This window comes from Micromonospora sp. NPDC049048 (assembly GCF_043197615.1).
Taxonomy (GTDB): domain Bacteria; phylum Actinomycetota; class Actinomycetes; order Mycobacteriales; family Micromonosporaceae; genus Micromonospora.
In genome coordinates this window covers 191,686-203,578 of record NZ_JBICTM010000001.1, presented here as the reverse complement: position 1 = coordinate 203,578, position 11,893 = coordinate 191,686, and the positions used below count along the sequence as shown (strand labels likewise).

At 74.0% G+C, this 11,893-nt stretch carries 13 protein-coding genes; 5 read left to right on the top strand and 8 right to left on the bottom strand.

Translation table 11 applies throughout. The annotated features are described in order from the left end of the window. Positions 1 to 10: 10 nt before the first annotated feature. On the bottom strand, positions 11 to 499 hold the full coding sequence (locus ACGFIG_RS00945; RefSeq protein ID WP_392998017.1) for an Lrp/AsnC family transcriptional regulator: 489 nt from the start codon (positions 497 to 499) through the stop codon (positions 11 to 13). A 213-nt stretch (positions 500 to 712) separates the two neighbouring features. Here ACGFIG_RS00945 and hppD point away from each other — a divergent pair, with 213 nt between their 5' ends. Genes hppD through hisC form a run of 4 tightly spaced genes read left to right on the top strand, consistent with a single transcriptional unit; the run spans position 713 to position 4,809 of the window. Further along, on the top strand, positions 713 to 1,918 hold the full coding sequence (gene hppD, locus ACGFIG_RS00940) for a 4-hydroxyphenylpyruvate dioxygenase (RefSeq protein WP_392998016.1): 1,206 nt from the start codon (positions 713 to 715) through the stop codon (positions 1,916 to 1,918). 11 nt (positions 1,919 to 1,929) lie between these two features. Beyond that, complete coding sequence (locus ACGFIG_RS00935; protein WP_392998015.1) at positions 1,930 to 2,655, top strand: RDD family protein; 726 nt, start codon at positions 1,930 to 1,932, stop codon at positions 2,653 to 2,655. A gap of 22 nt (positions 2,656 to 2,677) precedes the next feature. Beyond that, positions 2,678 to 3,709, top strand: coding sequence for an RDD family protein (locus ACGFIG_RS00930; RefSeq protein WP_392998014.1), 1,032 nt, complete (start codon positions 2,678 to 2,680; stop codon positions 3,707 to 3,709). After that, on the top strand, positions 3,706 to 4,809 hold the full coding sequence (gene hisC, locus ACGFIG_RS00925) for a histidinol-phosphate transaminase (protein WP_392998013.1): 1,104 nt from the start codon (positions 3,706 to 3,708) through the stop codon (positions 4,807 to 4,809). The genes ACGFIG_RS00930 and hisC overlap by 4 nt, the downstream gene beginning before the upstream one ends. Before the next feature lie 49 nt (positions 4,810 to 4,858). On the opposite strand, the gene ACGFIG_RS00920 is transcribed toward hisC, so the two are convergent. From ACGFIG_RS00920 to ACGFIG_RS00895, 6 genes are all read right to left on the bottom strand, one after another. Next, on the bottom strand, positions 4,859 to 5,101 hold the full coding sequence (locus ACGFIG_RS00920) for a hypothetical protein (protein ID WP_392998012.1): 243 nt from the start codon (positions 5,099 to 5,101) through the stop codon (positions 4,859 to 4,861). Between the two features lie 58 nt (positions 5,102 to 5,159). Further along, positions 5,160 to 6,413: a PQQ-binding-like beta-propeller repeat protein gene (locus ACGFIG_RS00915; RefSeq protein WP_392998011.1), complete on the bottom strand. Its 1,254-nt coding sequence runs from the start codon at positions 6,411 to 6,413 to the stop codon at positions 5,160 to 5,162. Positions 6,414 to 6,486: 73 nt separating this feature from the next. Then, the gene (locus ACGFIG_RS00910; protein WP_392998010.1) at positions 6,487 to 6,963 is read right to left on the bottom strand and encodes an SRPBCC family protein; all 477 of its coding nucleotides are present in this window, start codon (positions 6,961 to 6,963) and stop codon (positions 6,487 to 6,489) included. A 102-nt stretch (positions 6,964 to 7,065) separates the two neighbouring features. After that, positions 7,066 to 7,275: a DUF397 domain-containing protein gene (locus ACGFIG_RS00905; protein WP_392998009.1), complete on the bottom strand. Its 210-nt coding sequence runs from the start codon at positions 7,273 to 7,275 to the stop codon at positions 7,066 to 7,068. A gap of 178 nt (positions 7,276 to 7,453) precedes the next feature. Beyond that, positions 7,454 to 8,653: a fumarylacetoacetase gene (gene fahA, locus ACGFIG_RS00900; RefSeq protein WP_392998008.1), complete on the bottom strand. Its 1,200-nt coding sequence runs from the start codon at positions 8,651 to 8,653 to the stop codon at positions 7,454 to 7,456. A gap of 76 nt (positions 8,654 to 8,729) precedes the next feature. Further along, positions 8,730 to 9,605, bottom strand: a complete 876-nt coding sequence (locus tag ACGFIG_RS00895; protein WP_392998007.1) for a hypothetical protein — start codon at positions 9,603 to 9,605, stop codon at positions 8,730 to 8,732. Between the two features lie 94 nt (positions 9,606 to 9,699). Between ACGFIG_RS00895 and ACGFIG_RS00890 the strand changes: the two genes are divergently transcribed. Beyond that, positions 9,700 to 10,866 carry a homogentisate 1,2-dioxygenase gene (locus ACGFIG_RS00890; protein WP_392998006.1) on the top strand — a complete coding sequence of 389 codons (1,167 nt, stop codon included), beginning with the start codon at positions 9,700 to 9,702 and terminating at the stop codon, positions 10,864 to 10,866. Here ACGFIG_RS00890 and ACGFIG_RS00885 read toward each other — a convergent pair. Further along, positions 10,863 to 11,891 (bottom strand): tetratricopeptide repeat protein, encoded by a 1,029-nt coding sequence (locus ACGFIG_RS00885; protein WP_392998005.1) that lies wholly within the window; start codon positions 11,889 to 11,891, stop codon positions 10,863 to 10,865. The two genes, ACGFIG_RS00890 and ACGFIG_RS00885, sit on opposite strands and share 4 nt — an antisense overlap. Positions 11,892 to 11,893: the final 2 nt, after the last annotated feature.

The following is an 11,893-nucleotide window of genomic DNA, read 5'->3' as shown; positions in this document are numbered from 1 at the left end:
CACACCCTGCTCAGCGCTGGGCGGCGGAGCGGACCAGGGGAAGGGTGCGGTACGGGATCTGCTCGGCCAGGGCGATGATCGTCGAGGCGCGGCGGATCCCCTCGTACGAGACGATCTGGTCGATCACCCGCTGGAGGTCGGTGTTCGACCGGGCCACGATCCGGCAGAGCAGGTCGCTGGACCCGGTGATGGTGTGCGCCTCCAGCACCTCCGGGATCGCGGCCAGGTGCGCGGCGACCCGGTGGTGCCCGTGCCGTTGGCTGATCTCCAGCGTCACGAAGCTGGTCACCCCGAACCCGATGGCCGCCGGGGTGATCTCCGGCCCGAAGCCTGAGATGACGCCCCGCTCGACGAGCTTGTCCAGCCGGGCCTGCACGGTGCCCCGGGCGACCCCGAGTCGCCGGGAGCACTCCAGCACCCCGATCCGCGGCTCCTCCGCGAGCAGTTCGATCAACCGCGCGTCAAGGACGTCCAGCTGCACAACCTGACCAGCACTCATGCCGTTGCACCCTACTTAATGCGCAACCTGACCAGGCATTGGCACGACAGTTGCCCAGTACGGGACTTCACGGCGATCCTCGCCACAGCAGCACAGCACCACGACACAGCACCACGGTGCTGCGACACCGCACCGCACCGCACCAGCAGCAGCACCACGCACACGACCGACGGCGGCGGCCACGAGGCCGACCGGAACGTGAGGGAGACCGCGATGACCCAGGCGATCGACCGACCCCAGGCGATCGACGACATCGACGTCGACGTGCTCGTCGGCGCCGTCGACCACGACATCAGCCGCGACCCGTTCCCCGTCAAGGGCCTCGACCACGTGCACTTCCTGGTCGGCAACGCCAAGCAGGCCGCGCACTACTACTCGACCGCGTTCGGCATGACCTGCGTGGCGTACCGGGGCCCGGAGCAGGGCTACCGCGACCACGCCCAGTACGTGCTGACCAGCGGCTCGGCCCGGTTCGTGCTCACCGGCGCGGTCCGCCCGGACGCCGAGGGCGCCGAGCACGTCACGAAGCACAGCGACGGCGTCTCCGACATCGCACTGGAGGTGCCGGACGTCGACGCCGCGTACGCGCACGCCACCGCGCAGGGCGCCACCGGCCTGCGCGAGCCGCACGACGTCAGCGACGAGCACGGCACCGTGCGGATGGCCGCCATCGCGACGTACGGCGACACCCGGCACACCCTGGTCGACCGGTCCCGCTACACCGGCCCGTTCCTGCCCGGGTTCGTGGCCCGGGGCCCGATCGTGGACCGGCAGCCGATGATCGACGCCGGCCTCCAGCCGAAGCGCTTCTTCCAGGCCGTCGACCACGTGGTCGGCAACGTCGAGCTCGGCCGGATGGACGAGTGGGTCGAGTTCTACAAGCGCGTCATGGGCTTCTCGAACATGGCCGAGTTCATCGGCGACGACATCGCCACCGACTACTCGGCCCTGATGAGCAAGGTCGTCGCGAACGGCACCCGCAAGGTGAAGTTCCCGCTCAACGAGCCCGCGATCGCCCGCAAGAAGTCGCAGATCGACGAGTACCTGGAGTTCTACCAGGGCCCGGGCGCGCAGCACATCGCCGTGGCCACCAACGACATCCTGGCCAGCGTCGACGCCATGCGCGCCGCCGGCGTCGAGTTCCTGGACACTCCGGACTCGTACTACGACGACCCGGAGCTGCGCGCCCGGATCGGCCAGGTACGGGTGCCGATCGAGGAGCTGAAGGCCCGCAAGATCCTGGTGGACCGGGACGAGGACGGCTACCTGCTCCAGATCTTCACCAAGCCGGTCCAGGACCGGCCCACGGTGTTCTTCGAGCTGATCGAGCGGCACGGCTCGCTCGGCTTCGGCAAGGGCAACTTCAAGGCGCTCTTCGAGGCCATCGAGCGGGAGCAGGAAGCGCGCGGCAACCTGTAACACTGACGAGCGTGACGCAGCCTCCGACGTACCCGACGCCGCCGGCCGGTGGGCCCCCGCCCGCCGCCGGCGGCTTCGCGCCGCCGTCCGGTCCCGCCAACCAGGGGTACGCGGTGCCGCCGCAGCACGCCCCGCCCGGTCAGGTCCCGCCCCCGGGCTGGACCCCACCGCCCCCGGGCTGGGCCGGCCCGCCCCGTCCGGCTCCGGCGCTCGGACCGGGCGGGCAGCCGTTGGCCAGCTTCGGTGACCGGCTGCTCGCCGCGCTGATCGACGGCGCGTTGAGCGCGCTGGTGGGGATGGCCCTCTTCCTGCCGGCGGTCGTGCTCCTGCTCTGGAACGTGACGCCCGAGATGACCCGGACCAACCCGGACGGCACCCTCGCCGAGCCCGACCCCGCGTGGCTCCTGACGGACCTGCTGCTGCCGATCCTGCTGCTCGAACTGGGCCTGCTGGTGGTGTTGCTCGGGCTCTACTGGCTCTACCACGTCGAATACATGAAGCGGACCGGGCAGACCTTCGGCAAGAAGGTGATGAAGCTGCGGATCGTGCCGCTCGACCCGGCCGCCACGCTGGACCGGCGGATGGCCGGCAAGCGGTACGCCGTGCAGTACGTGGCGGCCGGCTTCCTGCCCGGCCTCAGCTACCTCGACGGGCTCTGGCAGTTGTGGGACAAGCCCTGGCAGCAGTGCCTCCACGACAAGTTCGCCGGTACCGTCGTCGTTAAGGTGTCTGCGTGAGCGAGCGCAGCGAGGCCAGGCCATGAGCGTCGAACCGGGCTGGTACGTCGACCCGGCCGATCCGGACACCCGACGCTACTGGGACGGCGAGGGCTGGATCGGCGCGCCGATCCCCGTCGACGACGTCCCGCCCGAGGGCCCGCCGCCGGCCGAGCCGCCGCCCGCGCCCGCCCCGACGTCACCCCCGGCTCCGGTCTCCGCACCGGGTGCCCCCGCAGCCGGGCAACCGCTGCCGGGCCAGCCGTACCCGGGCCAGCACTATCCCTGGCAGCCGCCGCAGGGACCCGGCCACCCGCAGGCACCCGGCCAGCCGCAGGGCCCACCGCCCGGCTGGCCGCCCGGTGGGGGTCCCCCGCCCGGCTGGCCGCCGGGTGGCTGGCCCGGACGACCGCCGGAGCCCCGTCCGCACGGGCTTCCCCTGGCCGGGTTCGGCGCCCGACTCGTCGCCCGGTTGATCGACTTCGTGATCGTCTTCGCGCTGAACGCCGTCGTGAACGGCTGGTTCGTCTGGCGGCTGGTGCAGGAGGTCACGCCGTACTGGCGGGAGGTGTTCCGGCGGGCGATGGCCGGTGACAGCTCCACCGAGGGCCTGCCGCAGCCCAGCGAACAGGCCGGCGGTCTCCAGGTCGTCATCCTGCTGATCGCCACCGCGCTCTGGCTCGCGTACGAGGTGCCCACGATGGCCTCGGGCGGGCAGACCTTCGGCAAGCGGCTGGTGGGCGTCAAGGTGCTGCCGATGAGCGCGGACGAGCCGCTCGGCTTCGGCCGGGCACTGCGCCGGTGGAACACCCTCGGCCTGCCCACCCTGCTCTGGTACTGCTGCGGCCTGGGCCTGCTGCTCCAGCTCGTCGACGCGCTCTCCCCGCTTTTCGACCACCCGCTGCGGCAGGCGCTGCACGACAAGCGGGCGCAGACCGTGGTGGTCCAGCTCCCCCGCGCCGACCGCACCACCACGAACGGGCGCACCACCGACGGGCGCACCAGCCCGGACGACCGCGCCCCGGACGACCGCACCCCCGACGACCGCACCGACCCCTCGGGAGACACCCCATGACCGACCCCGGACGTCACCAGCCGGAGCTGCGGCTGACCCGCGCCGACCTGGACTCGCTGCCCAACTACGTGCCCGGCCGCAGCCCGGCCGACCTCGCCCGCGAGCTGGGCCTGCCCGAGGCGATCAAGCTGGCCAGCAACGAGGTGCCGTACGGGCCGCTGCCCGGCGTGGTGGAGGCCGTCGCCGAGGCCGCGGCCGGCGTGCACCGCTACCCGGACATGGGCGTGCTCGCGCTGCGCCAGGCGATCTCCGCGCGGTACGGCGTGGACGTCGACCGGATCGCCACCGGCTGCGGGTCGGTGGCGCTGGCCGAGCACCTCGTGCGGGCCACCTGCCTGCCCGGTGACGAGTTCCTCTACGCGTGGCGCTCCTTCGAGGCGTACCCCATCATCGCGGCGACCAGCGGCGCGACCAGCGTGCGCGTGCCCAACGACGCCGGGCACGGGCACGATCTGGCGGCGATGGCGGCGGCCGTCACCGACCGGACCCGACTCATCGTGGTCTGCAACCCGAACAACCCGACCGGCACGTCCGTACGCCGGGCGGAGCTGGACCGGTTCCTCGACGCGGTCGGCGAGGACGTGCTGGTCGTGATCGACGAGGCGTACCGCGAGTTCGTCACCGACCCGGAGGTGCCGGACGGCCTCACCTACCTCGACCGGCCGAACGTGGTCGTGCTGCGGACGCTCTCCAAGGCCTGGGGCCTGGCCGGCCTGCGGATCGGCTTCCTCATCGCCCAGCCGGCGGTGGCGGCGGCCGTGCGCAAGGTCGTGACGCCGTTCTCCAGCAACATGGCCGCGCAGGCGGGCGCGCTCGCCGCGCTGGCCCAGGAGGACGAGGTACGACGGCGGTGCGCCCTCGTGGTCGCCGAGCGGGACCGGGTGACGGAGGCGCTGCGCAAGCTCGTTCCGGACGTGCCGGACAGCCAGGCCAACTTCGTCTGGCTGCCGCTGGGTGACCGGGCCGTGGACTTCGGCAAGGCGTGCGAGGCGCGGGGCGTGATCGTCCGGCCGTTCGCGGGCGACGGGGTGCGGGTCACCATCGGCACCCCGGCCGAGAACGACGCCTTCCTGGCGGCGGCCGAGGCCGCGCTGGCCTGAGGCGGGCGCCGGTCCGGTCCGCCATCCCCTCGCGGACCGGACCGGACTCTCAGGCGGCCTCCACCGAGTTGAGGTCGGTCGGGCCGCGTACGTCGCGCACCTCGACCGCGCCCAGTTGCCTGGTGAGCGCGCCACCGGTGAACCCGTTGCCGAAGTCGACCGAGGCCGGCACGGTGATGTCCACCCCTACCGTCCGCGCCAGCCGGACCGTCCGGTGGGACGGCGCCGCGTCGGCCGGCGAGGCGGTGACGAGGATGAGAATCGCGCCCAACAGGGCCGCCAGGAGACGCACAGTGGGACTATAAATAACTTATGTCCGTTTTGTCGAGCAGCCGGACCGGCCCGGCGTTTCACGTCGACGCGAGGATCAGCGGCTCCGAGGTCAAGTAGTAGCGCTGGTCGTCCCCCGTCGGATCGACCGGCTCGCGGAGCCGCTCCACAGCCACGAACCCGTCGGCCGCGTACGCCGCGCCGGGTGCCCAACCGACCCCGTCCGAGCCCGCGTTCAACGCGAAGAAGGACAACTGCGCCCCTGTCGCCGGATCCAGTGTCAGCAGGTCGTTCGTCGTCGTCAGCAGGTGCACCCGGTCGGGCTGGACGGCGAGCAGCCGCACCTGCGACGGCCCGGGACGCCGCCACAGTTCCGCGCCCGTACGCGCCGAACGGCCGACCACCACCCCGTCCACGACCGCCACGGCCGTGCCGTCGACGAGCGCGGCGTCCGGGCGGTCCAGGGCCGGCGCGGCGGCGGGCTCACCGGCGCCGAGCAGCCAACCCCGACCCGCGTCGTCGCCCGGTGCGGACGTCCGCAGAGCGGTGCACCCGGCCCGGCCGGCGGCGCAGCCCAGCGGGGTCGCCACCAGTTCCTCGCCGGCTCCGGCCGGCCGCCAGCGGGCCCCCACCACGCCCGTGCCGGCGTCGCGGAACTCCAGCACCGCCGGCCCCGCGCAGGCGTCCACAGTGACCAGCTGTCCGGACGCGGTGCTGCCGACCACGTCACGGCACCCGGAGTCCACGTCGGCCCGCCACAGCTCACGGCCGTCGGCAAGGCCGACGGCCCGCAACCGCTGCGCCCCGGACGCCACCACCACCTGCCGGCCGTCGGGCGCGGGCGCCAGGACGATCCCCCGGGGGTCCCAGACCGTCGCCGCGCCGGTGCGGCGGACCGCCCGCTCCCCGACCGGCGCCGGCCCGTCCGCGCGCCAGGCGACCCGGCCCGTCCGGGCGTCCAGCGCCACCAGTTCGCCGTCCGACCAGCGGGTCACCACCGTCGTCCCGCTCGCCACGACCCCGTCGAGGGTCGCCGGCCAGCGGCGGTACGACCAGTACGGGGTGGTCCGGTGCCGGCCGTCGACCGGCCGGTCGGCGTAGACCTGGCGGTGGGCCGCGTAGACCCGCAGCCGGCCGTCCACGATGAGCGGGGCGACCGGGAGCCGGCCGACCACGCCGGCGGCGGGGGACGCGGCCGACGGATATTCGGCGCGGGCGGGCGTGCTGACCTCGGCGGGGGCGAGCACCCGGTAGACCGTCGCCGCGACGGCGACGGTGGCGAGCAGCGCCGCGACCGCCACCGCGATCCGCCGCCGGCCGTTCGGGAACCCCATGGCGCACCTCCGCCCGGCACCCTACCCAGCGGGGCCGGTCCGGGCCCTGTCAGGTCACCGGCGGCGGGGCGTCTCAGGCCGCCTCGGCCGCGCCGTCCGCCGCCGCGGCGGCGGCCAGGTCGGCGAGATCCTGTCGCAGCGCGCGCTCGACCGCCCGGGCCGCCAGCCCGCCGAGCAGCAGGGCCACCACCCGGCCGTACGGGGCGGTCGGCACCGACTCCTGCTCCACGGTGACGGCCGTGCAGCCCCGGCGACGCCGCTCGACCGGGCGCAGCGCCCAGGTGATGCGGTAGTCAACGCCGGCGCCCCGGGAACCCAGCACCAGCCGTCGGGGCGGCTCGGCCTCGATGACGACGAACTCCTCGACCAGCGCGGTGCCGTCGGGCTGCACACGGGTCTCCCGCCACGCGGTGCCCGGGCCGAACGGGCCGGAGGTGAGCACCTCCACCGGCCCGGTGAAGCGCCGGGTGCGGGTGGTCAGATCGGTCAGCAGCCGCCAGAGGTCGACGTCGTGCGCCTCCACGAACTCCGTGACCGCCACCGTCGACATGCCACCTCCCGTGGCGTCGACGGTACGCCGGGTGAGCGCGCGGCGGGGCCCCCGGAGCGGAAATTCCACCGCCGGGAGCCCCGATCGGGCTCGGTCGAGCCGTCAGCGACCGAACTGGCCGGCCCGGATCGCGCCGACGAAGGCCGTCCACCCCGGGGGGCTGACCGCCAGCGTGGGGCCCGCCTGGTCCTTGGAGTCGCGTACGCCCACCACGCCGAGGGCCTCGACCAGGTTGTCCGCCACCTCCACGCAGAGGCCCTGGTCGTTGGAGCGGCTGCTGGTGCGCCAGACCGCGCCCGGGAGATCGTTCATCGTCGTCACCTTCCTGTCGTCGGTGCGCCAACCGGCGGCCGGGTCCGGAACCGGACGGGGGCATCCGGCCCGACCCCGGCGCGGCATGGCAACGGAATCCGCGACGATCAACGCGGCAGAAACGGTCCCCGGTCGCACCAACTGTGCGACCGGGGACCGTCGATGATCGGAAGGTGGGTCAGCGGGCGGCGAGGACCTTCCCCGTCACCTCGCCCAGGGCGATGGTGGTGCCGTCCGGACCGGGCGCGGTGGCGGTGATGGTCACCGTGTCGCCGTCCTCGAGGAAGGTGCGGGTCCCGCCGTCGGCGAACTTCACCGGTTCGTTGCCGCCCCAGGTGAGTTCCAGGAACGAGCCCACCTGTCCCCGCTCCGGGCCCGAGACGGTGCCCGAGGCGTAGAGGTCGCCGGTGCGCAGCGAGGCGCCGTTCACGGTCAGGTGGGCCAACTGCTGCGCCGGCGTCCAGTACATGGTGGCGAAGGGCGGCTCGCTGACCCGCTCGCCGTTCCACTGCACCGACAGGCGCAGGTCCAGCCCGAGGTGCGGCACGTCACGCAGGTAGTCGGCGACTGGTGGGTCCTGGTCGGGGGCGGGGACGAAGGCGTCGGCCAGCGCGTCCAGGGGGGTCACCCAGGCCGAGACCGAGGTGGCGAAGGACTTGCCCAGGAACGGGCCGAGGGGCTGGTACTCCCAGGCCTGGATGTCGCGGGCCGACCAGTCGTTGACCAGCACGACGCCGAAGACGTGGTCGGCGAAGTCGTCGGCCGGGACCCGGTCGCCCAGCGGGCTCGGCACGCCGACCACGAAGCCGACCTCGGCCTCGATGTCGAGGCGTACGGACGGCCCGGTGACCGGGCCCTGCGGGGTGGCCCGCTGCCCGCTCGGTCGCACCACCGGGGTGCCGGAGACGACGACCGTCCCGGCCCGGCCGTGGTAGCCGATCGGCAGGTGCTTCCAGTTGGGCAGCAGCGGCGGCTGCCCGGGGCGGAGGATCTGGCCCACGTTGGAGGCGTGGTGCTCGGAGGAGTAGAAGTCGACGTAGTCGGCCACCTCGAACGGCAGCTGCATCCGCACCTCGGCCAGCGGCACCAGCAGCGGCTCCACCGCCGGCCGGTGAACGGCGTCGGTGAGCAGCTCGGTCACCCGCTGGCGGACGGCCGTCCACTGTGGGCGTCCGAGGGCCATGAAGTCGTTGAGGGTGGGCCGGCCCAGCGCCCCGGCGGCCAGCACCAGGCCGGCCTCCTCCGCGCCGGCCAGGTCGAGCACGAAGTCCCCGATGCGTACGCCGACGCGCGGGGCGCCCTCCGCGCGGCGGAACACCCCGTACGGCAGGTTCGCCACCCCGTACGGCGAACCCTCCGCACCCGTCACCCAGCTCATGTCGATCCTCCGCTTCGCTCCGTGCCGCCCTGAGGCACCACCGACCTGCCTTGACGATTCGCTCGCTGCCGCCCGCTCATGCCGCAAAACCCCCGTTCACCAGCCCCAGCCGGATCAGATCGGTCAGCGGCTCCAGGATGCTGCACGAGCCGAAGCCGATCCACAGCGGGCGCGGCGCGTCCAGCCCGGCCTCGGCGTGCTGGAGAAGGGGGCGCGGGTCGGCCGCCGTCAGCAGCTCGGCGACCCGCGCCACGGTGGCGCCCCCGGCGGCGGCCAGCGTCGCCGCCAGCACGTTGACGAAGCCGTGGTGGGTGAACCCGGTCTCCGGGTCGAGGTGCCGGACCGCCTGGTGCAGCCCGGCGGTCAGCTTGAACGGCACGTCCCGGTCCCGGCAGGCGCAGATCACGGCGGCGAGTTCCGCCGGGGTGGGGAACAGTTCGGCGGCCAGCCCGCCGGTGCGGAACTTCGCGGCGATCGGCACGCCGTCGGCACGGGCGGCGGCGAGGGCGTCCAGCGCCCCCATCAGCCCGAACGTGAGCGGCAGCTCGGCGTGGACGGCGTCGAGGGCGGCCGGCCCGGCACCACCGGCGCGGCGGGCCAGCGCCACCAGCTCCGTCAGGCCGGGCAGCGGGTCCTCGCCGCGTTTGGCGACCGCCGCCTCCACCAGGCGCACGTGGATGCGCGGGTCGGCCGTGGCCCGCACCTCGTCGAGCCGGTCGAGCGGCACGTCGCCGATCACGCCGACCGCGATCCGCTCGTCGGCGCCGAGCAGGCCCGCAAGCTCGGGCAGCCGGGTGGCCGGGACCAGGAGCGGGCCGACCAGGTCCGCGTACCAGGCGGCGCGGTGCCGTCGGTGCGCGGCGACGGCGTCGGGCAGCGGCGCGTTGCCGGGCGGGAAGACGGCGGCGTCGTCGACGAGGCCGTCGAGAAGCGCGGGCACCTGCGTTGACACGAGACAAGAATGTACGGGACGCTACAAGGAACGGACAACAGCGTCCGATTATCGGACGCTTTGGATCGGTGGACGGGACGAACCGGGAGGCGAGATGCCCTACTACCGCAGCGTCGGCGAGGTGCCGCGCAAGCGCCACACCCAGTTCCGCCAGCCCGACGGCAGCCTCTACGCCGAGGAGCTGATGGGCCAGGAGGGCTTCTCCTCCGACTCGTCCCTGCTCTACCACCGGCACGCGCCGACCGCGATCGTGGCGGCCGAGGAGTTCACCCCGCCGGCGTTCACCCGGGTGCCGAACCTGCCGCTCAAGCCCCGGCACCTGCGCACCCACAAGCTCGACGGCACCGGCGCCGACCCGGTGCTCGGCCGGCAGTACCTGCTCGCCAACGACGACGTACGCATCGCGTACGTGCTGGCGGACCGGCCGTCCCCGCTGTTCCGGGACGCCACCGGCGACCACTGCCTGTACGTGGAGTCGGGCACCCTGCGGGTCGAGTCCCCGTTCGGCGTGCTCGACGCGGTGCCCGGCGACTACGTCGTCATCCCCACCTCGACGATCCACCGGCTGGTGCCCACCGGCGACGCGCCGACCCGACTGCTCGCCGTCGAGGCGGCGGGCCACGTCGGTCCGCCCAAGCGCTACCTCTCGGTACGCGGTCAGTTCCTGGAGCACGCGCCGTACTGCGAGCGCGACGTCCGGGGACCGGACACCCCCCTGCTCGTCGACGGCGAGGACGTGGAGGTGCTCGTCCGGCACCGGCGCGGTTGGACGCGCCACGTCTACGCGAACCACCCGTTCGACGTGGTCGGCTGGGACGGCCACATGTACCCGTGGGCGTTCTCCATCCACGACTTCGAGCCGATCACCGGCCGGATCCACCAGCCGCCGCCCGTGCACCAGACCTTCCAGGGCCCGAACTTCGTGATCTGCTCGTTCGTGCCCCGCAAGGTCGACTACCACCCGGACGCGATCCCGGTGCCGTACAACCACCACAACGTCGACTCCGACGAGATGCTCTTCTACACGGGCGGCAACTACGAGGCCCGGCGCGGCTCCGGCATCGAGCAGGGCTCGATCTCGCTGCACCCGTCCGGCTTCACCCACGGCCCGCAGCCGGGCGCCGCCGAGCGCTCCATCGGCGCGGACTTCTTCGACGAGTTGGCCGTCATGGTCGACACCTTCCGGCCGCTGGACCTCTGCGACGCCGCCGCCGCGTGCGAGGACGACGGCTACGCCTGGACGTGGGCCCGCCGCCCCTAGACGGTGGCGGTGCGGGACAGCACGGCGAGTTCGGCGGCGGCCGCGGCGACGATGGCGAGGACCAGCGGCCACGGAGTGCCGACCAGGGCGTAGAGGAGGATCAGCGCCGGCGCGACGGCCGCCGCGTAGACGGCCAGCGCCAGGACGCGGTCGGAGCGGAGCAGGCTCGGCAGGATCGTCCGGGACAGGCCGGGCAGCCGGGCGGCGAAGCGCCAGAACACCAGGGCCCCGCCGAGCGCCGCGAACGCCGCCGCGAACCGGGACACCCCGCCGCTGCCCGGCGCCATGCAGGCGATCAGCACGGCGGTGATCATCGTCCAGCCCGCCGCGTAGATCACGAGCTGCCGCAGGCCGAGCGAGATGGTCCGTCCGGAGTCGACCCGGCCGGGGCTCATCGCGGCGGCCTCGGCCAGGTGTTCCAGCGCCTCGCTCCAGCGCCGCTGCTCCAGCCGCAGCACGCCGATGTCGTGCCGGGCCTCGGCGAGCTGCGGGTCCAGCCGCAGCGCCTCCCGGTAGGCCCGCTCGGCCAGGTCGAACATCTGCATGTTCGCCGCCACCAGCCCGAGCACCAGGTGGGCCTGCGGGTTCTCGGGGGCCAGCTCCACCCCGCGCCAGGCCGCGTTCAGCGCCGGCTGCCCGTTGCGGGAGCCGGCCAGGATCGCCGCCGCGCTGCTCTGCGCGTACGCGTCGTCGGGGCCCAGCGCCAGGATCCGGTCGGCGGTGCGGGCCGCCTCGGCGTACTCCTCCAGATCGCCGAGGGCGAGGGCCCGGGCGACCAGTGCCGGGACGCTCTCCGGGGCGGCGGCGACCGCGGCGTCGGCGGCGGTACGCGCCTCCGTCGGCCGGCCGGCCGCGAGGTGGACCCGGGACAGCATGGTCAGCGCCCCGGCGTCGGCCGGGTCCAGGGCGACAGCGTAGGAGACCTCGGCTGCGGCCTCGTCGTAGCGGCCGAGCTCGGCGAGGAGCTGGGCGCGCTGGAGGTAGCCGTCGGCGGCGGACCGGTCGGAGGCGGCGTCGCTGGACATCG

Excerpts from the sequence above, each read along its gene's own strand:
- ACGFIG_RS00915 (WP_392998011.1), bottom strand. The coding sequence starts at position 6,413 with ATGGGGTTCCCGAACGGCCGGCGGCGGATCGCGGTGGCGGTCGCGGCG.
- ACGFIG_RS00885 (WP_392998005.1), bottom strand. The coding sequence starts at position 11,891 with ATGTCCAGCGACGCCGCCTCCGACCGGTCCGCCGCCGACGGCTACCTC.
- ACGFIG_RS00890 (WP_392998006.1), top strand. The coding sequence starts at position 9,700 with ATGCCCTACTACCGCAGCGTCGGCGAGGTGCCGCGCAAGCGCCACACC.
- fahA (WP_392998008.1), bottom strand. The coding sequence starts at position 8,653 with ATGAGCTGGGTGACGGGTGCGGAGGGTTCGCCGTACGGGGTGGCGAAC.
- ACGFIG_RS00910 (WP_392998010.1), bottom strand. The coding sequence starts at position 6,963 with ATGTCGACGGTGGCGGTCACGGAGTTCGTGGAGGCGCACGACGTCGAC.
- hppD (WP_392998016.1), top strand. The coding sequence starts at position 713 with ATGACCCAGGCGATCGACCGACCCCAGGCGATCGACGACATCGACGTC.
- hisC (WP_392998013.1), top strand. The coding sequence starts at position 3,706 with ATGACCGACCCCGGACGTCACCAGCCGGAGCTGCGGCTGACCCGCGCC.
- ACGFIG_RS00930 (WP_392998014.1), top strand. The coding sequence starts at position 2,678 with ATGAGCGTCGAACCGGGCTGGTACGTCGACCCGGCCGATCCGGACACC.
- ACGFIG_RS00905 (WP_392998009.1), bottom strand. The coding sequence starts at position 7,275 with ATGAACGATCTCCCGGGCGCGGTCTGGCGCACCAGCAGCCGCTCCAAC.
- ACGFIG_RS00945 (WP_392998017.1), bottom strand. The coding sequence starts at position 499 with ATGAGTGCTGGTCAGGTTGTGCAGCTGGACGTCCTTGACGCGCGGTTG.